The 22,371-nt window shown below is 71.6% G+C and carries 21 protein-coding genes and 1 tRNA gene; 8 read left to right on the top strand and 14 right to left on the bottom strand.

Going from position 1 to position 22,371, the window contains the following annotated elements:
* Positions 1 to 25: 25 nt before the first annotated feature.
* From prfA to ACZ6B8_RS19420, 10 genes are all read right to left on the bottom strand, one after another.
* The gene (prfA, locus tag ACZ6B8_RS19375) at positions 26 to 1,102 is read right to left on the bottom strand and encodes a peptide chain release factor 1 (protein ID WP_471079600.1); all 1,077 of its coding nucleotides are present in this window, start codon (positions 1,100 to 1,102) and stop codon (positions 26 to 28) included.
* Between the two features lie 116 nt (positions 1,103 to 1,218).
* A complete protein-coding gene (gene rpmE, locus ACZ6B8_RS19380) occupies positions 1,219 to 1,440 on the bottom strand; it encodes a 50S ribosomal protein L31 (protein WP_471079597.1) in 222 nt (73 codons plus the stop codon).
* A 172-nt stretch (positions 1,441 to 1,612) separates the two neighbouring features.
* The gene (locus ACZ6B8_RS19385; protein ID WP_471607977.1) at positions 1,613 to 2,743 is read right to left on the bottom strand and encodes an LCP family protein; all 1,131 of its coding nucleotides are present in this window, start codon (positions 2,741 to 2,743) and stop codon (positions 1,613 to 1,615) included.
* Between the two features lie 321 nt (positions 2,744 to 3,064).
* Positions 3,065 to 5,122: a transcription termination factor Rho gene (gene rho / locus ACZ6B8_RS19390; RefSeq protein ID WP_471607978.1), complete on the bottom strand. Its 2,058-nt coding sequence runs from the start codon at positions 5,120 to 5,122 to the stop codon at positions 3,065 to 3,067.
* Positions 5,123 to 5,516: 394 nt separating this feature from the next.
* A complete protein-coding gene (thrB, locus tag ACZ6B8_RS19395) occupies positions 5,517 to 6,434 on the bottom strand; it encodes a homoserine kinase (RefSeq protein WP_471079588.1) in 918 nt (305 codons plus the stop codon).
* A gap of 273 nt (positions 6,435 to 6,707) precedes the next feature.
* A complete protein-coding gene (thrC, locus tag ACZ6B8_RS19400; RefSeq protein ID WP_471079585.1) occupies positions 6,708 to 7,766 on the bottom strand; it encodes a threonine synthase in 1,059 nt (352 codons plus the stop codon).
* Positions 7,767 to 7,772: 6 nt separating this feature from the next.
* Positions 7,773 to 9,065 (bottom strand): homoserine dehydrogenase, encoded by a 1,293-nt coding sequence (locus ACZ6B8_RS19405; protein WP_471079582.1) that lies wholly within the window; start codon positions 9,063 to 9,065, stop codon positions 7,773 to 7,775.
* A 94-nt stretch (positions 9,066 to 9,159) separates the two neighbouring features.
* On the bottom strand, positions 9,160 to 10,551 hold the full coding sequence (gene lysA, locus ACZ6B8_RS19410) for a diaminopimelate decarboxylase (RefSeq protein ID WP_471079579.1): 1,392 nt from the start codon (positions 10,549 to 10,551) through the stop codon (positions 9,160 to 9,162).
* A 222-nt stretch (positions 10,552 to 10,773) separates the two neighbouring features.
* Positions 10,774 to 11,841 (bottom strand): ArgS-related anticodon-binding protein NrtL, encoded by a 1,068-nt coding sequence (gene nrtL / locus ACZ6B8_RS19415; protein WP_471607979.1) that lies wholly within the window; start codon positions 11,839 to 11,841, stop codon positions 10,774 to 10,776.
* 166 nt (positions 11,842 to 12,007) lie between these two features.
* Positions 12,008 to 12,556, bottom strand: coding sequence for a response regulator (locus ACZ6B8_RS19420; protein ID WP_471079573.1), 549 nt, complete (start codon positions 12,554 to 12,556; stop codon positions 12,008 to 12,010).
* A gap of 212 nt (positions 12,557 to 12,768) precedes the next feature.
* Between ACZ6B8_RS19420 and ACZ6B8_RS19425 the strand changes: the two genes are divergently transcribed.
* Positions 12,769 to 12,840 (top strand) — tRNA-Arg (locus ACZ6B8_RS19425).
* 364 nt (positions 12,841 to 13,204) lie between these two features.
* Here ACZ6B8_RS19425 and ACZ6B8_RS19430 read toward each other — a convergent pair.
* Positions 13,205 to 13,438: a hypothetical protein gene (locus ACZ6B8_RS19430; RefSeq protein WP_471607980.1), complete on the bottom strand. Its 234-nt coding sequence runs from the start codon at positions 13,436 to 13,438 to the stop codon at positions 13,205 to 13,207.
* Positions 13,439 to 13,835: 397 nt separating this feature from the next.
* Positions 13,836 to 14,201, bottom strand: coding sequence for a hypothetical protein (locus ACZ6B8_RS19435; protein WP_471079515.1), 366 nt, complete (start codon positions 14,199 to 14,201; stop codon positions 13,836 to 13,838).
* Positions 14,202 to 14,518: 317 nt separating this feature from the next.
* Between ACZ6B8_RS19435 and ACZ6B8_RS19440 the strand changes: the two genes are divergently transcribed.
* A complete protein-coding gene (locus ACZ6B8_RS19440) occupies positions 14,519 to 15,304 on the top strand; it encodes a thioesterase II family protein (RefSeq protein ID WP_471607981.1) in 786 nt (261 codons plus the stop codon).
* Between the two features lie 24 nt (positions 15,305 to 15,328).
* On the opposite strand, the gene ku is transcribed toward ACZ6B8_RS19440, so the two are convergent.
* Positions 15,329 to 16,435 carry a non-homologous end joining protein Ku gene (gene ku / locus ACZ6B8_RS19445; protein ID WP_471607982.1) on the bottom strand — a complete coding sequence of 369 codons (1,107 nt, stop codon included), beginning with the start codon at positions 16,433 to 16,435 and terminating at the stop codon, positions 15,329 to 15,331.
* 87 nt (positions 16,436 to 16,522) lie between these two features.
* Between ku and ligD the strand changes: the two genes are divergently transcribed.
* Positions 16,523 to 17,410, top strand: coding sequence for a non-homologous end-joining DNA ligase (gene ligD / locus ACZ6B8_RS19450; protein ID WP_471607983.1), 888 nt, complete (start codon positions 16,523 to 16,525; stop codon positions 17,408 to 17,410).
* Between the two features lie 101 nt (positions 17,411 to 17,511).
* The gene (locus ACZ6B8_RS19455; RefSeq protein WP_471607984.1) at positions 17,512 to 17,940 is read left to right on the top strand and encodes a DUF4440 domain-containing protein; all 429 of its coding nucleotides are present in this window, start codon (positions 17,512 to 17,514) and stop codon (positions 17,938 to 17,940) included.
* Between the two features lie 3 nt (positions 17,941 to 17,943).
* Here the strand turns inward: ACZ6B8_RS19455 and ACZ6B8_RS19460 are convergent, their stop codons facing one another.
* The gene (locus ACZ6B8_RS19460) at positions 17,944 to 18,753 is read right to left on the bottom strand and encodes a nuclease-related domain-containing protein (protein ID WP_471607985.1); all 810 of its coding nucleotides are present in this window, start codon (positions 18,751 to 18,753) and stop codon (positions 17,944 to 17,946) included.
* Between the two features lie 280 nt (positions 18,754 to 19,033).
* Between ACZ6B8_RS19460 and ACZ6B8_RS19465 the strand changes: the two genes are divergently transcribed.
* The 4 genes from ACZ6B8_RS19465 to ACZ6B8_RS19480 all read left to right on the top strand — a co-directional run bounded on the left by ACZ6B8_RS19465 (position 19,034) and on the right by ACZ6B8_RS19480 (position 22,335).
* The gene (locus ACZ6B8_RS19465) at positions 19,034 to 19,408 is read left to right on the top strand and encodes a hypothetical protein (protein WP_471607986.1); all 375 of its coding nucleotides are present in this window, start codon (positions 19,034 to 19,036) and stop codon (positions 19,406 to 19,408) included.
* 145 nt (positions 19,409 to 19,553) lie between these two features.
* On the top strand, positions 19,554 to 20,144 hold the full coding sequence (locus tag ACZ6B8_RS19470) for a class F sortase (protein ID WP_471608178.1): 591 nt from the start codon (positions 19,554 to 19,556) through the stop codon (positions 20,142 to 20,144).
* A gap of 68 nt (positions 20,145 to 20,212) precedes the next feature.
* On the top strand, positions 20,213 to 21,001 hold the full coding sequence (locus tag ACZ6B8_RS19475; protein WP_471607987.1) for a hypothetical protein: 789 nt from the start codon (positions 20,213 to 20,215) through the stop codon (positions 20,999 to 21,001).
* Between the two features lie 80 nt (positions 21,002 to 21,081).
* Positions 21,082 to 22,335, top strand: coding sequence for an ATP-binding protein (locus ACZ6B8_RS19480; RefSeq protein ID WP_471608179.1), 1,254 nt, complete (start codon positions 21,082 to 21,084; stop codon positions 22,333 to 22,335).
* Positions 22,336 to 22,371: the final 36 nt, after the last annotated feature.

Genomic DNA, 22,371 nt, shown 5'->3' on the forward strand with positions numbered 1-22,371 from the left:
TGAAGGGTCGTACGGCGGGGGTGCCTTACGCGGCGGCGAGCTTGGCTGCGGAGTCGGCGTCGACGCAGGCCTGGATGACCGCGTCGAGGTCCCCGTCGAGCACCTGGTCCAAGTTGTACGCCTTGAAGCCGACGCGGTGGTCCGAGATCCGGTTTTCCGGGAAGTTGTACGTGCGGATCTTCTCGGAGCGGTCGACGGTGCGCACCTGGCTGCGGCGGGCGTCGGCGGCCTTGCTCTCGGCCTCCTCCTGCGCGGCGGCGAGCAGCCTGGAGCGCAGGATGCGCATCGCCTGCTCCTTGTTCTGCAGCTGGCTCTTCTCGTTCTGGCAGGAGGCGACGACACCGGTCGGCACGTGGGTGATGCGCACGGCGGAGTCGGTGGTGTTGACGGACTGGCCGCCGGGCCCGGAGGAGCGGTAGACGTCGATGCGCAGGTCGTTGGCGTGGATCTCGACGTCGATCTCCTCGGCCTCGGGCGTCACGAGGACACCGGCCGCCGAGGTGTGGATGCGCCCCTGCGACTCGGTGGAGGGCACGCGCTGCACGCGGTGCACACCGCCCTCGTACTTCAGCCGCGCCCAGACGCCCTGGCCGGGCTCGGTCGCGCCGTTGCCGCCCTTGGTCTTCACGGCGACCTGGACGTCCTTGTAGCCGCCGAGCTCGGACTCGGTGGAGTCGATGATCTCGGTCTTCCAGCCGATGCGCTCCGCGTACCGCAGGTACATGCGCAGCAGGTCGCCGGCGAACAGGGCCGACTCGTCGCCGCCCGCGCCCGCCTTGATCTCCAGGATGACGTCCTTGTCGTCGGACGGGTCCCGGGGCACGAGCAGCAGCCGCAGCTTCTCGGTGATCTCCTCGCGCTGCCGCTCCAGGTCCTTGACCTCGGCGGCGAAGTCGGGGTCGGTGGCGGCGAACTCGCGCGCCGTCTCGATGTCGTCCCCGGTCTGCTTCCAGGAGCGGTACGTCGCGACGATCGGGGTCAGCTCGGCGTAGCGCTTGTTGAGCTTGCGCGCGTTGGCCTGGTCGGCGTGGACCGACGGGTCGGCGAGCTTCTTCTCGAGATCGGCGTGTTCGCCGATCAGTTCCTCGACCGCCTCGAACATTCGGGGGCTCCTGGTTTTCTACGCGGTGGTTCTACGCGAATCGGCTGCGGGACGGCAAAAGCGCCGGTCCCGGCCACCCCCTCCCGAGGGCGGCCGATGACCGGCGCAGTGGCTCGCTACTTCTTGGCAGCCGCAGCCTTGCCGAAGCGGGCCTCGAAGCGGGCCACGCGGCCACCGGTGTCGAGGATCTTCTGCTTGCCCGTGTAGAACGGGTGGCACTCGGAGCAGACCTCGGCACGGACGGTGCCGCTCGGGATCGTGCTACGGGTGGTGAACGACGCGCCACAGGTGCAGCTGACCTGCGTCTCGAAGTACTCGGGGTGGATGTCGCGCTTCAAGGTGTCTCCTAGTTTCGGGAGGGCGCCGGGTCGTACGCGCGGATTGCTCGTACGTGAACCGGGGCCGACGTACCAGTCTGCCAGGACCGGCCGTATCTCCCAAAACCGGGGTAGGTGCCGATCTATTCCCGGGGGCCCCGCGACCGCCCGCCGGGGCGGGCCCGCGCCCGGCTCAGCCGCCGGCGACCACGTCGCCCGCGTCGCCCTTGTCGCCCGCGGACTGCTCGGTGGCCGACTTGGGGATGGCCTTGTCCGCCCTGAGGGCGTCCCAGACCTCCTGGTCGGCCTTCTCCAGGGGCAGCACGCGGTTGGGGTCGTTCGGGTCGTACTGGATGGGCAGCGTGACCATCTTCATGTCGCCCGCGCCGATGCCCTTGAGGCCGTTGGCGAAGCCCGCGAGGCTCTTGACGTCGTTCAGGTCCGAGTCGGTGGTGATGGCGCTGGTCGCGTCGTCCGCGAGGTCGAACATCTTCTTCGGGCTGCTGAAGACGCCGACGTCCTTGACCTGGTCGAGGAGCGCCTTGATGAACGCCTGCTGGAGCTGGATGCGGCCGAGGTCGCTGCCGTCGCCGACGCCGTGCCGGGTGCGGACCAGGCCGAGGGCCTGCTCGCCGTTCAGGGTGTGGGTGCCGGCGTCCAGGTCGAGGTGGCTGTCCTTGTCGTGGATGGCCTTCTTCGTGGTGATGTCGACGCCGCCCAGGGTGTCGATGAGCTTCTTGAAGCCCGTGAAGTCGACCTCGAGGTAGTGGTCCATCCTGATGCCGGACATCTTCTCGACGGTCTTGACGGCGCAGGCGGGCCCGCCGACCTCGTACGCCGTGTTGAACATCTGCCGCTGACCGCCCGGGTCGGTCCTGTCCTCGTCGGTCTTGCACGAGGGCCGGGATATGAGGGTGTCGCGGGGTATGGAGACGATGCTGGCCTTCTTGTGGCCCTTGTAGACGTGCACGATCATCGCGGTGTCCGAGCGGGCCGCGCCCTCGTCCTTGCCGTACTTGGCGTTGTCGCCGGAGCGCGAGTCGGAGCCGAGGACGAGGATGTCCTGCGAGCCGTTGTCGACGTCCGCGGGACGGTCGGTGCCGAGCGCGGAGTTGATGTCGACGCCGTTGATGTTGCCGTTGAGCTTGAAGTACAGGAACCCCGCGCCCACTCCCCCGAGGACGACCACCGAGGCCGCGGTCCAGGCCGTGGCGACGAGGACCTTGTTGCGCCGACGGGGCTTGCGGCGCCGGCCGCCGCCACCGCCGCGGGAGCGCCTGGGCTTCGCGTCGTCCGTACCCGCGGGCGTGCTCTCGTCGGTCATGCGCTCCTCAGTCCTCGTCGGTCGGTTACCCCCTGCTTTCAGGGCCAGGTAGCGGTGTCTCGTCACTTGTCAGACGGCGAAACCGCTTGAAGGGTTGCACAGCGGACTGTGCGCGCCCCGGACACCACCGGTGACGGACCGTGTTCCCCTGCCCCTCGATTCCAGGCCTCACCTGCGGCTTTTTCTGCCGCCGGGCTACTGCCCGTGACCGTGAGAATCTCTTATGCGTGTGGCCAAGATCTCTTTCCGGTCCCTCGCGCACCAAAAGGGCCGCCCCGTCACGGCTGTGACGGGGCGGCCCGGTGCGATCGGTGCGGACGACTAGTCGTTGCCGTTGCCCGGCGTCGGGGTCGTCTTCTGGATCTGCAGCAGGAACTCGGCGTTCGACTTCGTCTGCTTCATCTTGTCCAGCAGCAGCTCGATCGCCTGCTGCTGGTCGAGCGCGTGCAGCACGCGGCGCAGCTTCCAGGTGATGGCGAGCTCGTCGCTGCCGAGCAGGATCTCTTCCTTGCGGGTACCGGACGCGTCCACGTCCACCGCCGGGAAGATGCGCTTGTCGGCGAGCTTGCGGTCGAGCTTGAGCTCGGCGTTGCCGGTGCCCTTGAACTCCTCGAAGATGACCTCGTCCATGCGCGAACCGGTGTCCACCAGCGCGGTCGCGAGGATGGTCAGCGAGCCGCCGTCCTCGATGTTGCGCGCGGCACCGAAGAAGCGCTTCGGCGGGTACAGCGCCGTGGAGTCGACACCACCGGACAGGATGCGGCCGGAGGCCGGCGCCGCGAGGTTGTACGCACGGCCGAGGCGCGTGATCGAGTCGAGCAGCACGACGACGTCGTGGCCCAGCTCCACCAGACGCTTGGCGCGCTCGATGGCGAGCTCGGCGACCGTGGTGTGGTCCTCGGCGGGACGGTCGAAGGTCGAGGAGATGACCTCGCCCTTCACCGACCGCTGCATGTCGGTGACCTCTTCCGGACGCTCGTCGACCAGGACGACCATCAGGTGGCACTCGGGGTTGTTGTGCGTGATCGCGTTGGCGATCGCCTGCATGATCATGGTCTTGCCGGTCTTCGGCGGGGCCACGATCAGACCGCGCTGCCCCTTACCGATGGGCGCGACGAGGTCGATGATGCGGGTGGTGAGCACGCCCGGGTCGGTCTCCAGGCGGAGCCGGTCCTGCGGGTAAAGGGGCGTCAGCTTGTTGAACTCCGGCCGCCCGCGCCCGGATTCGGCCGCCATGCCGTTCGCCGAGTCCAGTCGCACGAGCGCGTTGAACTTCTCGCGGCGCTCGCCGTCCTTGGGCTGACGGACCGCGCCGGTGACGTGGTCGCCCTTGCGCAGGCCGTTCTTGCGGACCTGGGCCAGCGAGACGTACACGTCGTTGGGGCCCGGGAGGTAGCCCGAGGTACGGATGAACGCGTAGTTGTCGAGGATGTCCAGGATGCCCGCGACGGGGATCAGGACGTCGTCCTCGGAGACCTGCGGCTCGTTGCCGAAGCCCTGCTCGTCGCGGCCGCGACGGCCCCGGCGGTCGCGGTAGCGGCCGCGGCGGCCGCGGCGGCCGCCCTCGAAGTCGTCGTCGTCCTGCGGCCCGTTGTCGCGCTGACGGTCCTGACGGTCCTGACGGCCGCCGCCACCCTGCTGCTGACGGTCCTGCCGGTCCTGGCGTCCGCCGCCCTGCTGGTCGTCGCCCTTGTTGCCGCGGCGGTCGCGGTCACGGTCACGGCCGCGGCCCTGGCGGTCACGGCGCTCGCGGCGGCCGTCGGCGTTGTTGTCGCCCGAGCCGTCGCCGCCCTTGTCGCCCTTGGACTCCGCCGCGTCGGCCTTCGGCTCGGACTTCGCCTCCGCGGCGGCCGTCTCCGGGCTGCCCGCGTCGGCGGTGGCGCGGCGCCTGCGGCGCTCGCCGGCCGGCTGGTCGCCGTCCCCGCGCTCGTCGCCCGCGCGGGCGGGGCCGCCCGCGGGCTGGCCGGGGATGTCGATCTGCTGCTGGGCGGCCTTCTCGGCCTTGCCCTCGGACGTGGCCGCCGTGCTCGCCTTGCCGGCGGGCTCCGCGGCGTCCTCGCCCGTACGGGCCTTCGAGGTGGCCCGGCGCTTGGGCTTGCTCTCGGCGCTGTCACCGGAGGCCGCGGCGCTCTTCGCCGGGGCTCCGCCCCCTGCCTGCGCCTCCTTGATGACCTCGATCAACTGGCTCTTGCGCATGCGCCCGGTGCCCTTGATTCCGAGGCCCGATGCGACCTGCTGCAGTTCCGCCAGCACCATGCCCTCGAGGCCGGTGCCGCGGCGCCGCCGGGACCCGGCCGAAGCACCGGTGGCAGGCGCCGCGGAGGCGTCCGTGGCGGGCGTGTCGGCAGTCACGCCCATCAGATCGGTGGTGTCGCTCACGAAGGGTCCTTCCCTGGAGCGGACGTCGGCCTGTCTGGCTCGGCGACCGGTTGTGCTGTCCGGCGGCGGTCCTGGCTTTTCCGTGGACCGTGCCGGGGCGGTGGTCCGCCAACGCGGCGGAAGAATTCATTGGTGATGGCGATTCCCGGTGCGGTGCCACTGAAGTGCGGTGTCACCCGGCTCGGTCACGCCGGTTCCGGAGCGTGCTCAGGACCGCTCAGTGCGGGGCACTAAGCAGTTTGGGAGGCTCCCGGAAGAATGGTTGTCCCGGACGGGGACACAAAGCACCTCGCCATGGTGAGGTCGGGTGCAGACTTGAGATTAACACTACCGGATCCAACAAACATTCCCCCTCTCGGGATCGGGACACCCCGAATTCCCTGTGTTCACTGCGTCAGGGCGCAAGCGGAAGCACGCTCGTTCCCTTGGCGTCGAGCGCCAGGCGATTGGCCGCCCAGCCCTCGCCTGCCAGGCGTGCGACCTTGTCGGCCGCACTGTCTTCGGCCAGCGCGAGGACCGTGGGGCCCGCGCCGGAGATCACCGCGGGCACGCCGTCGGCGCGCAGCCGCTCCACCAGGGCGGCGCTCTCCGGCATGGCCGGGGCGCGGTACTCCTGGTGCAGCCGGTCCTCGGTGGCGGGCAGCAGCAGCTCGGGGCGCCGGGTCAGGGCCTCCACGAGCAGCGCCGCACGGCCCGCGTTGGCGGCGGCGTCGACGTGCGGCACGGTGCGCGGGAGCAGCCCGCGGGCCGTCTCGGTGAGCACCGGCTTTCCGGGGACGAAGACCACCGGAACGATGGAATCGGCCGGGTCCATCCTGATCGCACGGGCCGTTCCGCCGTCCATCCAGGAGAGCGTGAAGCCGCCGAGCAGGCAGGCGGCGACGTTGTCGGGATGGCCCTCGATCTCGGTGGCGAGTTCGAGCAGCGCCGCGTCGTCGAGACGGGCCTCGCCGCCTATCGTCACGGCGCGCGCGGCGACGATGCCGGCGCAGATGGCGGCCGACGACGAGCCGAGGCCGCGGCCGTGCGGGATGCGGTTGGCGCAGACGATCTCCAGGCCGCGCGGCTGTCCGCCGAGCAGGTCGAAGGCGGTGCGCAGGGATCGTACGAGCAGATGCGACTCGTCGCGCGGGAGGTTGTCGCTGCCCTCCCCGGCGATGTCGATGTTCAGGCCGGAGTCGGCCACCCGGACGACCACGTCGTCGTAGAGACCCAGCGACAGACCCAGGCTGTCGAAGCCCGGACCGAGGTTGGCGCTGGTGGCGGGGGTGCGCACCCGGACGGCGGCGGCGCGGAACGCGGGACCGGCCATCGCTCGATGACTCTCCTTGAGCTGCGTGTTTTTGAGGCTCCGTATTTTTCAGTACGTGCCACATGTACGGAACACCCGAAGGCCGCGGACGACGGCGGCACCCGGCATATGCGCGGGGTGGGTTCGGTACAGCCTATCGAAGGAAGGTTCTGTGGCGACATAGGGCGCACAGGAGGCGCACGATGCGTGTCGTAAGCCCCCTGTGCCACCCCCTGTACGGAGTTGCGGGTTCGGCCCGCGGGTGCGGGCCGTGGCCCGCGACGCCCTCGGGCGTTACGCCAGGCCGAGGCGCTCGGCGGCGGCGGCCGAGTCGACCGGGACGGTGACCGGCTGCGGGGCGCCGGCGACGGCCCAGTCGGGGTCCTTCAGGCCGTTGCCGGTGACCGTGCAGACGATCTTCTGACCCTTGTCGACCTTGCCCTGCTCGGCGGCCTTCAGCAGACCGGCGACGGACGCGGCCGACGCCGGCTCGACGAAGACACCCTCCTGGGACGCCAACAGCTTGTAGGCGCGCAGGATCTCACGGTCCGTCACCTCGTCGATGAGACCGCCGGACTCGTCGCGCGCGGCGAGCGCGTGCTGCCAGGACGCGGGGTTGCCGATGCGAATCGCGGTGGCGATGGTCGAGGGGTCCTTGACCACTTCGCCGCGCACGATGGGCGCCGAGCCGGAGGCCTGGAAGCCCCACATCCGGGGGGTACGGGTCGACACCGCGTCGGCCGCGTACTCCTTGTAGCCCTTCCAGTAGGCGGTGATGTTGCCCGCGTTGCCGACCGGGAGGACGTGCAGGTCCGGCGCGTCGCCGAGGGCGTCGACGATCTCGAACGAGGCGGTCTTCTGGCCCTCGATGCGGAACGGGTTGACCGAATTGACCAGCGCCACCGGGTAGTTCTCCGACAGGGCCCGGGCGAGGTTCAGGCAGTCGTCGAAGTTGCCGTCGACCTGGAGGATCTTCGAGCCGTAGACGAGCGCCTGGCCCATCTTGCCGAGCGCGATCTTGCCCTGCGGCACGAGGACCGCGCAGACCATCCCCGCCCGGACGGCGTAGGCGGCGGCGGAGGCCGACGTGTTGCCGGTGGAGGCGCAGATGACGGCCTTCGCGCCCTCCTCCTTGGCCTTGGTGATCGCCATGGTCATGCCGCGGTCCTTGAAGGACCCCGTGGGGTTGGCACCCTCGACCTTGAGGTGAACCTCGCAGCCGGTGCGCTCGGAGAGCACCGTCGCGGGCACGAGCGGCGTACCGCCCTCGCGGAGCGTCACGACCGGCGTGGTGTCGGAGACCGGAAGACGGTCCCGGTACTCCTCGATGATTCCGCGCCACTGGTGGGTCATTGCTGCTTACTCCCCTTCAACCCGCATGATGCTGGCGACACCACGCACGGTGTCGAGTTTGCGCAACGCGTCGACGGTGCCGGTGAGGGCGGCGTCGGGCGCGCGGTGGGTGACGACGACGAGGGAGGCCTCGCCGTCCTTGCCCGTCTGGCGGACCGTGTCGATCGACACGCCGTGCTCGGCGAAGACCGTCGCGACCTGGGCGAGCACGCCCGGCTTGTCGGCCACGTCGAGGCTGATGTGGTACCGCGTGACGACCTCGCCCATGGAGCTCACGGGCAGCCGGGTGTACGCGGAGTCGCCGGGCCCGGTGGCCTCGGCGAGCTTGTTGCGGCAGACGGCGACGAGGTCGCCGAGGACGGCGGACGCGGTGGGCGAGCCACCGGCGCCGGGCCCGTAGAACATCAGCTGTCCGGCGGCCTCGGCCTCGACGAAGACGGCGTTGTAGGCCTCGCGCACGGACGCCAGCGGGTGGCTGAGCGGGATCATCGCGGGGTGCACGCGCGCGGTGACGGAGCCCCCGTCGGCGGCGCGCTCGCAGATGGCGAGGAGCTTGATGGTGCAGCCCATGCGCTTCGCGGACGCGAAGTCGGCCGCGGTGACCTCGGTCATCCCCTCGCGGTACACGTCGTCGAGGCGCACGCGCGTGTGGAAGGCGATGCCGGCCAGGATGGCGGCCTTGGCGGCCGCGTCGAAGCCCTCGACGTCGGCGGTCGGGTCGGCCTCGGCGTACCCGAGCGCGGTGGCCTCGTCGAGCGCTTCCTGGTAGCCGGCGCCGGTGGTGTCCATGGCGTCGAGGATGAAGTTGGTCGTCCCGTTCACGATGCCGAGGACGCGGTTGACCTTGTCGCCGGCGAGGGACTCGCGCAGCGGCCGGATCAGCGGGATGGCACCGGCGACGGCGGCCTCGTAGTAGAGGTCGCGGCCGTGCTCGGCGGCCGCCTCGTGCAGCGCGGCGCCGTCCTGCGCGATGAGCGCCTTGTTCGCGGAGACGACGGACGCGCCGTGCTCGAAGGCCGTGGTGATGAGGGTCCTGGCCGGCTCGATGCCGCCGATCACCTCGACGATGACGTCGATGTCCCCGCGTTTGACCAGTGCGGTCGCGTCGGTGGTGATGAGGGAGGGGTCGATTCCCTCGCGCACCTTGGCGGGGCGGCGGACGGCGACCCCGGCGAGCTCCACCGGGGCGCCGATCCTGGCCATGAGGTCGTCGGCGTGCGTCGTCATGATGCGCGCCACCTCTGAGCCGACAACTCCACAGCCCAGCAGCGCCACCTTCAGCGGACGCGTACGCATCATCCGACCTCACTTCTCATACATCTACGGTGGGACCAGTCTCACCCACCGGAACGGACTTTCCGTCCATGGTCCGGATCGTGAGACGACTATTTCATTATCCGACGTCGAGACGCAGGAGATCCTCCTCCGTCTCGCGCCGGACGATCACCCGCGCCGCACCGCCGTCGACGGCGACGACGGGCGGGCGGAGCGCGTGGTTGTAGTTGCTCGCCATCGAGCGGCAGTACGCGCCGGTCGCGGGCACGGCGATCAGGTCACCGGGCGCGAGATCGGCCGGAAGGAAAGCATCCCGTACGACGATGTCCCCACTCTCGCAGTGCTTGCCCACGACGCGCACCAGGACGGGCTCCGCGTCGGAGGAGCGCGAGACGAGGGCGACGGTGTACTCGGCGTCGTACAGCGCGGTGCGGATGTTGTCCGACATCCCGCCGTCCACCGAGACGTACGTGCGCAGCCCTTCGAGGGGCTTGATGGTGCCGACCTCGTAGAGCGTGAAGGCGGTCGGCCCGACGATGGCGCGGCCGGGCTCGACGGAGATGCGTGGGGTACGGAGGTTCGCGGCCTCGCACTCGCGCGTGACGATCTCGCCCAGCGCCTTGGCGATCTCGTGCGGCTCGCTCGGGTCGTCGTCGGAGGTGTAGGCGATGCCGAGGCCGCCGCCGAGGTCGATCTCGGGCAGCTCGACGCCGTGCTCGTCGCGCACCTCGGCGAGCAGCTGCACGACGCGCCGCGCGGAGACCTCGAAGCCGGCCATGTCGAAGATCTGCGACCCGATGTGCGAGTGGATCCCGATCAGTTCGAGCCCGTCCAGCTTGAGCGCCCGCCGCACGGCCTCGGCGGCCTGGCCCCCGGCGAGGGCGATGCCGAACTTCTGGTCCTCGTGGGCGGTGGCGATGAACTCGTGGGTGTGCGCCTCGACGCCGACGGTCACCCGGATCTGCACGCGCTGGCGCCTGCCGTGCCGCTCGGCGATGTGCGCGACGCGCACGATCTCCTGGAAGGAGTCGAGGACGATGCGCCCGACGCCGGCGGTGACGGCCCGCTCGATCTCCTCCACCGTCTTGTTGTTGCCGTGGAAGGCGATGCGCTCGGCGGGCATCCCGGCGTCGAGCGCGGTGGTGAGCTCACCGCCGCTGCACACGTCGAGGTTCAGCCCCTCCTCGTGCAGCCACCGCACGACGGCGCGGGACAGGAACGCCTTGCCGGCGTAGAAGACGTCGGCGTCGGTGCCGAACGCGTCGCGCCAGGCTCGGCAGCGGGCACGGAAGTCGGCCTCGTCGACGAAGTACGCCGGGGTGCCGAACTCCTCGGCGAGCCGGGTCACTTCGATGCCGCCCATGGCGACGACCCCGTCGGGGGTACGGGTGACGGTGCGGGACCAGACCTTGGGGTCCAGGGCGTTGAGGTCGGCGGGCGGCGCGGAGTAGTGCCCCTCGGGCAGTACGTCGGCGTGACGGGGACCGGCGGGGTGCGCGGAACGGCTCATGGCTGTGTCGTCTCTCTCACGTGCTCACGTGTGCGTGTGCCTGTGCGTGTGCGTGTACCTGTGCGTGTGCACTGTCCGAGGCATCCGATGAGGGGGACGCACGCGTCACATGTTCCCTCATGAGCGCGTGTGTCGCGCTGAGCGGCGTGCGCCGCGCCTCGCGGGGCGACGTGCGCCGCGTCTCGCTCACGGATGTCCGGGTACTCACAGGCAGGTGGTCATTCACAGGTATTCGGGTGCGCTGATGCCGAGCAGGGACAGGCCACCGGCGAGCACCGTCCCGGTGGCTTCGGCGAGCGCGAGCCGGGCGCGGTGGGCGGCCGAGGGTTTCTCGTCGCCGCGGGGCAGGACGGAGCCCTGGAGGTCGAGCAGGGCGTCGGCGGTGACGACGAGGTGGCGGGCGAGGCGGTCCGGGGCGCGGTGGCGGGCCGCGGCGGCGAGGACGGCCGGATGGGCCTCGAGGGCGTCGAGCAGCTCCGGCGCGTCGACCTCGCCGGGAGCGGCGTCGAAACCGAGGGCGGCGGCGTTGCGGCCGAGGGCACGGGCGCGGGCGTGGGCGTACCGCACCCGGAAGAGGGGGTTGCTCTCCCGCTGCACGAGGTGCCCGTCGCCGCCCTGCTCAGGGGTGACGCGGGGATGGTCGTGGGAGGCGGGGTGGAGCAGGGCCCACCGGGCGGCGTCCCGGCCGAGGCGCAGGGTGGCGGCCTCCGGGGCGGGGACGGGACGCAGGGCGGGCAGCGGCTCGGGCGGCCGTCCGCACGCGTCCACCCGCACCCCGAGCCGATCGCCCCAGGCGGCCGGCGGCTCGGCGTCGCAGGTGACGCGGACGAGGGTGCCCTGGGAACGCAGGATGCGGCGGACGCTGTCGGCGAGGACGAGGGCGCGCAGCTCGCGGTCCACGTGGAGCTGGGCGAGCTCTCCGGTGTCGGGGTGGACGTGCCCGTAACAGTGCCGCTCTTCGCGTACGCGGCGCACGAGGTCCGCGGCCGCGGCGCCGCGCGAGTCCGCGAGGGTGATGTTGAGGAAGCCGGGCCCGGTGATGTCGACGCCGGCGATGCCGGGCTCGGCGGCGAGCCGGGGCGAGAGCACCTCGGCCACCTGCCGCGGCGAACGCTCGGCGGCACGGGCGATCTGCAGGGCGAGATTGGTGGCGTAGTCCCCGCACCCGCCGGGCCGGGGCCGCTCGACCCGCACGGCGCCCCCCTCGGGCACGGCCACGCGAAGCTCCCCGGCATCGACGGCGGCACGCAGGGCGTGCAGCACGGTGCGGGAGAGCTCGACGGGGGTCACGGCACCAGCGTATGGGAGGAGGGGGGTGGGGAGGCGAGTCGGTTTGGCGGATGGTCCGGGATGTGGACGGGGGTGGGGTCGCGGGGGGGGAAGGACCCGGTGGCGGGGCAGGCTCTATTGCCGGCCCGGAGTCCGGACGATCCCGTCAGCCTCCGGACTGGGTGGCTCAGCCTCCGGACTGGGCGGCGCGCTCGGTTTCGCCGGCGCAGCCGCCACCGCGGCGGTCACGCCCGTACCCCTGATGCCCCTGGTGCCCCTGATGCCCTTGGCACCCGTGATGTTCCTGTCCGGCGTGATGTTCCTGGCCCCCGTGGTCGACTCCGCGAGAGGCATCGGCCCCGTCCGAACGGAGCAACTGCCTCACCACGCCGACCAGTTCGTTCGGCTCGAAGGGCTTGGCGAGGAACGCGTCGACGCCGACTTCGAGGCCGTTCTCGACCTCGTACTGCGTGCAGGCGCTGATGACGACGATCGGCAGGTGCCGGGTCCGCGGATCGGAGCGCAACCGCGCCGCGGTACGCAGGCCGTCGAGCCGGGGCATCACGACGTCGAGGGTGACGACATCGGGCTGCACTTCATCCACGACATCCAGGCACTCGACACCATCGGCCGCGGTCACGACCTCGAAGCCCTCCAGCTCGAGGTTGACCCTGATCAGCTGCCGGATGACCTTGTTGTCGTCCACAACAAGCACGCGGCCGGGCACGCCTGGCACAACTCCGAGACTAGGTCCGCGCCCACCGCCGCGTCCCGGTTTTCCCTACTTCCGCCCCGTGCGAGGGCGGGCCCGCCAGGCAGCCGACCATACGGAGGCTCCCCTCCGCACAGGGCGCCCCCGGGTCCCCCGGAACCGGAGAAATACCTGTTCATGATGAGCCCCGGAGAGCTGGTAGGGTTCTACCCGTCGCCGCACAAGCGAGTCGATACGCCCCCGTAGCTCAGGGGATAGAGCAACGGCCTCCGGAGCCGTGTGCGCAGGTTCGAATCCTGCCGGGGGCACCTTGTAGTAGGTGCCTGAAGACCCCGTCACCAGCGGAAACGCTGAGGCCGGGGTCTTCGCGTATGTGCAGGTGGATGCACCCCGAAGCGGCCGTACGTCAGGGTTTCCACCAGCCTGCCTTAGCGCGACAGAGTGACGAGGCGCGCTGTTCGGGGCGCAGGGCGACAGGCCGGCTACACGGCATCAGCCTTTCGGTATGCGGTCATGGACGTCACCATGAACACCTCCCACTGAATGCGCCGCCCCACAGTGGCGTCCGGACCGTATCCCCTGCACTGTCTGGTCCAGCCGCTCAGTCTCTCGACGACCTCACGCCACAGGTTCGAGTCCTCCCTCGCAAAGCCAACCGCCGAGCGTGCCGGTTCAAGACGTGGGGCATTTCTCGTCGTTGGGCACGACCTCGAAGGTCACGCTGTCCTCGACGATCTCGTGAGCTGCGGGAGTGGTCCGGCAGACCCGCCAATCGTTCTCGTCGTCCGTACTGCGCCCCTCTCCAGTGACGTCCACCGCCGTCACGTCACCAGTGAGGGCTGCCATCTGGTCCATCGCATCCATGAGGTTGCGCCCGACGTAACCGGGCATCTCGTCACCCGGCATCGCCAGGTAACCCTTCGTGGACGCGGGGCACTTCTCGCCCTCCTTGACCGCCGAGAAGACGACCAGAGTGCCGGGGTCCGCCTCGCCGGGCTTCGGGTCCTGCGCGCAGACGCGCCAGTTCCGATCCCATACCTGGGCGCGCCCCTGCCCCGTCGCATCCTCGGAACTCAGGTTGTGGAAACCGGCGCTCTACGCGCGGTCTTGTGCCACTTGGAGCTGCGACCCGACCATGTTCGGCAGTTGCTCGGCCGACGAGCACGCGCTGACAGCCGTCCCGATGAAGACCGCCATCACGCCGACGCCTGCGATTCTTCGAGCGTACGGCCCAGTCATCTTGCCCCCCATGATCATCAACCCGTGAGAGGCGATCTTAACCACCGGGAAAGCGCGCGACTCGTCAGTCGCGCGGGGTTTCGGCCTGGCCGACTGCGACGCCGCTCAGCTTGAGGGCGACGTCCCGCAGGAAGTACGCGGCAGCGGCCGGGTGGTGCTTGAACGGCCCTTCGAGACGGGCCGCGTTGATATAGACACCGATCTTGGAAGACGGCCGGTAAAGGACCACCTCCTCCACCTCGCGCGAGGGCAGCGGCGACGGGAGGTGCGCGATCTCCTGGCTCGTGAGCCAACGGCTTATCTCGGCTGCGCGACTGGCGCTGAGGCGCCCCCACTCGGGCTCGTAGTGCGATCGTAGCCATCCCATCGATACGGCGATGACCCCGTTGTCCGCCTCGAGCTCCCCCAGAATGTCAGCGCGCCGATCCACCGTTGTCCCCCTTTTTGTGTTGGGGAGATTTTGACACCCCGGCGCCACATCAGTGCGTTCGGGTCGCAAGTAGACGTTTGCGCACCTTCAGGGAGTGGGCGGGGCAAGTTGCCGCGTTGCGCGCGTTCAGCGCCCCCGCCGATGACAAGCAGGCGCCACGGTCATGGCCCGGTCAGCAGCGGGGTGGCGGCTTCAGGCATGCTGGCCGGCGGTGGTAGTTCCGATCGGTGAGCGCCGCTTCGCGTCGTGCCGTGGACAGGCGTCGCCGTACAGAGAACCTGCGTCGCCCCGGGCGACGCACGAAAGGAGGCTCGCTCGTGAGCGAGTGGATTCGTTGCTTCCACCCCGCCCCCGACGCCCGCGCCCGGCTCGTCTGTTTCCCGCACGCGGGGGGTTCCGCCAGTTCGCACCACGCGCTGTCGGCCTCCCTCACGGGGGCCGTCGAACCGCTGGTCGTCCAGTACCCGGGGCGCCGGGAGCGGTTGCGTGAGCCGTTCGCCGAGCGGGCCGACCAGGTCGTCGACGCCGTGCTCGGCGCGCTGCGCGGGCGGGGTGACGGTACGCCCATCGTCCTGTTCGGGCACAGCATGGGCGCGGTCCTCGCCTTCGAGACCGCGCGGCGGATGAGCGCCGAAGGGCGGCCGCCCGTGGCGCTGTTCGTCTCCGCCGCGCAGGCCCCCTCGGCGCCGCGGCGGCCCGTCGCCGGGCGGTGGCCGGTCAGCGAGATGCCCGACCGTGAGCTCGTCGCGTACATGCGGGAGCTGTCCGGCACCGCCGACGAGGTCCTGTCCTCCCCCGATCTGCTGCCGCTCATCCTGCCGCCGGTCCGCGCCGACTACCGGCTCCTGGAGCGCCACGTCCACCGGCCCGGCCCGCCGCTCGACTGCCCGGTCGTCGCCCTGGCCGGCGACGCCGACCCGCGCGTCGCGGCGGAGAACGTCCGGGCCTGGGAGAGCGAGACGCGAGGGCCCTTCTCCTGCCATGTGCTGCCCGGCGGTCACTTCTTCCTCGACGCGCACCTTCCGTACGTGACGGAACTCCTCGCATCCGCCCTCCGGGGCCAGGACCAGGGGCTTGCGCGGCTGCGGGAACAGGAGCGGTAGGGCGTCCAGGGAGACCTGCTCGGTTCAGGCCGAGGCCCGCCGCCTGGGCGTGGCCGTCTTCTTCGCCGCTGCGGTCCCCGCCGTCTTCTTCGCCGTCGCCGTCTTCTTCGTCGTCCTGCCGGCGGCGCCCGCCTTCGTCTCGGCCGGCTTCGCGGCCGTCGTCTTCGTCGTCCGTTTCCTGGCCGGCGCGGCCTTCTTCGTCGCCGCGGTCGCGGACGACGTCGACTTCTTGCCGCCCACCTCCTTCGGCGTCCGCTTGGGCACCGTACGCGACGACTTGGCCGCCGTACCGGACGACTTGCGCGCGATCGGGGTCACCTCGGCCACCGCGTCGTCCGCCGGCTCCTCGCCCCGCGCCGTACGCGCCGCGCGGACGCTGCTCTCCAGCGCGGCGATCAGGTCGATGACCTTGCCGCCGCCCCCTTCGGCCGCCGGGGTCCGCTCCGCCGGGGCCGTGCCCTCGACCTTCGCGGCGATGAGTTCCTCGACCGCCTCGCGGTAGTCGTCGTGCAGTGTCGAGATGTCGACCTCGCCGAGGGTGTCCATCAGGGCGTCCGCCAGGTCGAGTTCGGCCTCGCGGACGGTGACGTGCGTCTCCGGCGCCACCCCCTCGGGCGCGCGGATCTCGTCGGGCCACAGCAGCCCGTGCATGGCGATCACGTCGTCGACCACCCGCAGCATGCCGAGCCGCTCACGGCCCCGCAGCGCGTACTTCGCGATGGCCACCTTCTTGCTCCGCTTCAGCGCCTCGCGCAGCAGCGTGTACGGCTTGGCCGCGGGGGTGCCGCTCGCCGAGAGGTAGTACGCGGCGTCCATCTGGAGCGGGTCGATGCGGTCCGCCGGGACGAACGCGACGATCTCGATCGTCTTGGCCGTCGGGATCGGCAGCGCGGCCAGGTCCTCCTCCGTGATCGGGATGATCGAACCGTCCGCGTCCTGGTACCCCTTGCCGATCTCCGCCGACGACACCTCGCGCTCCTCCAGCTCGCACACCTTGCGGTAGCGGATCCGGCCGCCGTCCTCGGTGTGGATCTGGCGGAAGGAGACCGAGTGGCTCTCGGTCGCGTTCACGAGCTTGATCGGGATGCTGACCAGGCCGAAGGAGATGGCACCGTTCCATATGGATCGCACGTCCGACACCTCACTGGGGTCCGGGGCGGGGAGGGCAGGGCAAGAGGGGTAATGGGCGTTATAGGCGTTTTATGCGACTCTCATCCTATGACGCCTATCACCGAGGTGGAGGGGCGACGGCTCCCGCTCAGCAACCTGGAGAAGGTGCTGTATCCCGCGAGCGGCTTCACCAAGGCCGAGCTGCTGCACTACTACGCGAGCGCGGCCGAGGCCCTGCTCCCCCACCTCCGCGACCGGCCCGTCTCCTTCCTGCGCTATCCGGACGGGCCCGACGGCCAGCGGTTCTTCGCCAAGAACGTGCCGCCCGGTACCCCCGACTGGGTGCACACGGCCGAGGTGCCCCGCTCCGAGGGAGGCATGCGGCAGATCCTCGTCCAGGATCTGCCGTCCCTCATGTGGGCGGCCAATCTGGTGACGGAGTTCCATGTGCCGCAGTGGCGGGCGGACGCCCCGGCGCGGGCCGACCGGATGGTGTTCGACCTCGACCCGGGCCCGCCCGCCACCGTGGTGCAGTGCTGCCGGGCGGCGCTCTGGCTGCGGGAGCGGCTGAGCACCGACGGGCTCCCCGTGTACGCCAAGACCTCGGGCAGCAAGGGGCTGCATCTGCTCGTACCGCTGGAGCCGACCCCGTCCGACCGGGTCACCGCGTACGCCAAGGGGCTGGCCGTCGAGGCCGAGCGCGAGCTCCCCGAGCTCGTCGTGCACCGCATGACGCGGAGCCTGCGCCCCGGCAAGGTCTTCGTCGACTTCAGCCAGAACGCCGCCGCGAAGACCACCGCCGCGCCCTACACGCTGCGGGCCCGCCCCCGGCCGACCGTCTCCACGCCCGTGACCTGGGCGGAGGTGGAGGAGTGCGCGGAGCCGGAGCAGCTCACCTTCACCGCGGACGACGTCATCTCCCGGCTGGGGCGCCACGGCGATCTGCTCGGACCGCTCCTCGACCCGGAGCTCGCCGCGCCGCTGCCTCCCGTGTGACCGGCGCCACCCGTAATCAAGTTTGACCAATGCTCGCGAGCGGCATACCTTCGAAGGAGTAGTCAAACTTGACGACTCAATGACTCGGACGAGGAGATCGTGTGACCCTGCTTCCCGACACCGGCTACGCCCCCACCGCCGAGGACCGCGCGAGCCTGGCCGCCTGGTTCACCGAGTACGACACGCACAGCGCACGGCGCGACGTGGAGCGCATGGCCGATCTGGCCGTTTTCCCGCTCAACCTGGTCAGCGACGACACGGCGGGCGACGGGCGCGCCGCGCAGTGGGACCGGGAGCAGTTCGTACGGACCATGACGCAGGTGATGGGGGACGGGAGCGAGGACATCACCTTCGAGTCCACGCGCACGCCCGTCTTCCTCTCCCCCGCCATGGCCGTCGTCTTCACCGACTCGGTGATGACGGCGAACGGCGGGACGCAGCGGCTGCGTTACGCCGACATCCTGGTCAGGCGCGGCGGGTCCTGGGCCTTCCAGACCATGATCCAGGGCGGCTGGGGGGACGCCCTGTAGCCGTCAGACCCGCTCCCACGTCCTGCGGTCCCTGGCCAGCGCGTGCAGGGCCTCCACATCGGCCGGTTTCAGCACCCCGCCGAGGCGGGCGAGCCCGGGCAGGTCCGTCTCGCGCAGCACCCGTACGTCGCGCGGCGGGGCCGGCACGTCCAGGTCGGCGGCGCCGGTCCCGGTCAGCGCGAGGACCGGGCGGACCTCGGCCGTCAGCGCGAAGGAGGCCCGGCCCGCGTCGGAGCGGATCGAGCGCAGCAGCGGGACCGGTCCGGCGCGGCCGACCGTGACCATCGGGTCGGCGATACGCACCCGCTGCCTGCGGACGGCGAGGGCGCCCACGCAGAAGAGGCCGCCGGGGCCGATCAGCAGATGGTGGATGCGGGCGCCGCCGGGCAGCGGCACGGAGTGCAGCACCCGCCAGCCGCCGCTCTCCAGGGCGTCCAGCGCCTCGCCGACCGCCTGCTCCGCGGCGAGCGCGCGATGCCGGGCGTCGGCGCGCAGTCTGCGGGCGGGCGGCGGTTCGCGGTCGAGGGAGATCCGCAGGGCCTCGCCGGGGCGGTTGGGGGCGAGGTCGTCGTCCGGGTGGAGGGCGAGCCTGGCCAGCTCGACGGGGGTCGGCACAGGTGGTGGGCCCACCGTGAACTCGCCGGTCAGGAAGGGCGCGAGGGCGTCGAGCACGGCTTCCTCGTGGTCCTCGCCGAGCAGATTGACGCGGGACGAGTCGCGGTCGTACCAGGCGACGTTCCTGCCGTCCGCGAGACACACGTACAACCGCTCCTGACCGTGCCGCCAGGCCGGTACGACGCGCAGTCCGCTCATGCGCCATCACCCCCCTCGACCATGGGAACAGCCCGTGGGCGCCCGCGGCAAGAACCTCGCGGCGGCGGCGCGAAGTCGCGTCGTCTTCGCGCCGGATCCGCCCGGTCCGTACACGTCCGGGCGCGACGTGCCGTCGCTCCCGTAACGGCACCGCCCGCACAGCTATGGGCCGCTGTTACATAGCCGACGAATTGCCGCAATAGCGGACATCTAACGTCGTGGCTGTACGCCGCCCCCGCGCACCGGAGCGACCAGCCGACCGACCGTAAGGACCCACCCCGTGAGCACCGAACGCCGCCACAGCTTCCTCCGTACCGCCGCCGTCTCCACCCTCGTCGGCGGGGCGCTCCTCGTACCGGCCGCGAGCGCCCTGGCCGATGCGCCGGACACGCAGCCGACGGCCACGCGGAGCCCATCGCCGGCGCCGGACGGCGGCCCCTCCCAGCGGCCGACGGAGAAGCCCGCGCAGCGGCCCGGCCCGGAGAAGGGGCCGCGCGGCAGGTCCGTCTCGCCCAAGGGCGGTGTCGCGGCCGGCGCGCAGGGCGTGCGGGACGCCGGCGATCCCGTCTTCCTGGCGGTCGGCGGCGGGATGGCCGCGGCCGGTGCCGCGGGGCTCGGCTACGCGATGATGCGCCGCGGCCGCACCGACGCCTGACCCCGCCTCGCGCCTCCCCTCCGCATCCCCCGCCCGCCCTGCCCCTGGAGTCCCCGTGACCACCCCCACCGGCGTCGAGCCCGACGCTCCCGGCGCCTGCGACGCGGCGCGGCCCCCCGCCCCCCGGCGCCCGCACACCGCCCGCATCGCGGCCGCCGCCGCGCTCACCGCCGCGCTCGGCATCGGTCTGATCGCCTGCGGTCAGGGCGGCAAGGGCGACCCGGCCCCCGACGTCCGGATGAACAACGCGGCCACCGCCCCGGCCGAACACGCCGTCGCCCCGCTGAAGGCGTCCGAGCCGACCGGTCTGCGCATCCCAGCCGCCGGTGTCGACGCGCGGTCGATGCTCGATCTGAACATCGGCGCGGACCAGGAGCTGGAGGTGCCGCCGGCGGACAAGGCCGACGAGCCCGGCTGGTGGGCCGGCGGGGTCACCCCCGGCGAGAAGGGCCCCGCCGTGATCGTCGCGCACTACGACACGGCGAACGGTCCCGCGCTGATGAAGAACGTCGGCAAGGTGAAGGTCGGCGACACTGTCGAGGTCCCGCGCGCGGACGGCAGCACGGCGACGTTCGAGGTCCGCGAGATCCAGCAGGTCGACAAGGAGGACTTCCCCACCAATAAGGTGTACGGAACGACCGACCGCCCCGAGCTGCGGCTGCTGACCTGCGGCGGGCCCATCGTCGGCGGTCATCGGTCGGACAACATCATCCTCTACGCCGATCTGGTGTCGTGACAGCCCGCCTGTCGTGACAGCAGGCCTGGTGCCACGACAGGCCGCGCCCCGCGGCAGGCAGGAGTGCAGTGAACCGCAGCCGGCTCGCGGCCGCCGCCTTCGCCGTCCTCGCCGCGCTCGCCGTGGCGGGCTGCGGCGATCCCGGCGGGCTGCGGGACGCCGGCGCGACACCGACCGCCGAGGGCCCCACCCACCTCTGGCCCGACCTGCCCTCCCCCTCGGTGCCCGCCGAGGACTACGGCGCCATAGAGAGCGTCAAGGTCAAGGGCGTCGAGGTGCCGAAGGGCGACCTGCACAAGGTGGACCCGGTCGACGTCGTCCGCGCGGACTTCACCGAGAACCCCGGCTCGTACGAGCGCTCCGACCGCGCGTACAAGGAGACCGTCGCGCGGCTCGACGACTGCGCCGCGGACGACTCGGGACGGCAGGGCCGCTGCCCGGTGCTCAAGGCCTACTACCGCGATCTGACCGGTGACGGCAAGGACGACCTGGTCGTCGGCGTCTCGACACCCGACGACAACCTCGACATCCGCGTCTACGCCGAGGAGGGCCGGCAGCTGACGCAGATCATGGAGATGAGCGACGCGGTGCTCGGCGTGGAGCTCGCCGGGCGCGATCTGATCATCCGCGCCATCTCCAGCCTCGCCGGGTACGAGTACCACACGGTCTGGTCCTGGGACTCGCACCAGAAGGCGATGCTGCCGACGAGCGACGAGATCGTCCGCGCCACTGACGCGCCCCGGCCCAAGTCGCCCCGGCCCTCGCCGGGCAAGCCCTCGCACAGCCCGGTGCCGTCACGGAGCGGCACGCCCTCCGGCACGTCCTCCGGCACGCCCTCAGCGGACGGCGGGCGGTGAGCCGCCGTCCGCCGCGCGGGCCGCGGCTCCCCGCCTGGACGGCGACCCTCACCTGGAAGGCCGCCGTCTTCATCACCGTCATGTGCTGCGCGTTGGCCGCGCTGCTCGGCGCGCTCGTCCATGTCTCGGTGACCAACCAGACCGTGGGCCAGGCCCGCGAGCGCGCCCTGTCCCGCCTGAAGGAGGTCACCGAGCGCTACGAGGCGGGTGACCGGCTCGGTCCCGGGGCGGGCGTCGACCCGGCGGGCCTGCCCGACCGGCTGCACGACCTCGCGGCGAACGGGCGGCGCGGCACGATGGTCGCGGCCCACGAGTCCCGGCCGACGATGTGGGCGGCGGGTCCGGCCGACGGTGAGCGCGTCATCGCCGTCCAGGTCGACTACGCCCAGGGCGCCCGCACCATCGACGGCCTGGACCGGGCGATCCTCGGCTCCTCGGTGCTGGCCATCGGCGCGACGCTGCTCGTCGGCGCGTTCGCCGTGACCCGGGTGACCCGGCGGCTGCACCAGACGGCGCAGGTGGCGCGGCGGATCAGCGCGGGCGACCTGGACGCGCGGGTGCGGGACCCGCACTCCCGGCCGGGCGGCACCGGGGCGCCGCGCCGCCAGGACGAGGTGGCCGCGGTCGCCGGGGCGCTCGACACCATGGCGTCCACCTTGCAGGGCAAGCTGCTGAGCGAGCAGCGGTTCACCGCGGACGTGGCGCACGAGTTGCGCACGCCGCTGACCGGGCTGCACGCGGCGGCCGAACTGCTGCCGCCGGGGCGGCCCACGGAGCTGGTGCGCGACCGGGTCGCCGCGCTGCGCACGCTGACCGAGGACCTGTTGGAGATCTCCCGGCTGGACGCGAAGAGCGAACGGGTGGACCTCGACGCCCACCGGCTCGCTCCTTTGGCGGAGCGGGTGGTGCGCTCTTCCGGTGAGGGCACGGAGCTCGTCGTCGTGACCGACGTCTGTGTGGAGACCGACCGGCGGCGCCTGGAGCGCGTCCTCGGCAATCTCGTCGCCAACGCGCACAAGCATGGGCGTCCGCCGGTGCTCGTGACCGTCGACGGGCCGGTCGTGACGGTGCGGGACCACGGCGAGGGGTTTCCCGGCTACCTGGTGGAGCACGGGCCGCAGCGGTTCCGCACCGAGGGCACCTCGTCGAAGGGGCACGGTCTCGGGCTGACCATCGCGCTCGGCCAGGCGGCGGTGCTGGGCGCGCGGCTGACGTTCGCCAACGCCGACGGCGGGGGCGCGGTGGCCTCCCTGCGGCTGCCGTTCGATGAGTCCGCCGCCGACGACGGCCGGCGGGGCCCGGACGACCGGGGCGGGCCGCCCGGCGCAACGTGAGCTTGCGGGGGGACAAAGGGCCGTTTTTAGTGGGAA

The sequence above is a fragment of the Streptomyces sp. NPDC041122 genome (assembly GCF_055592445.1).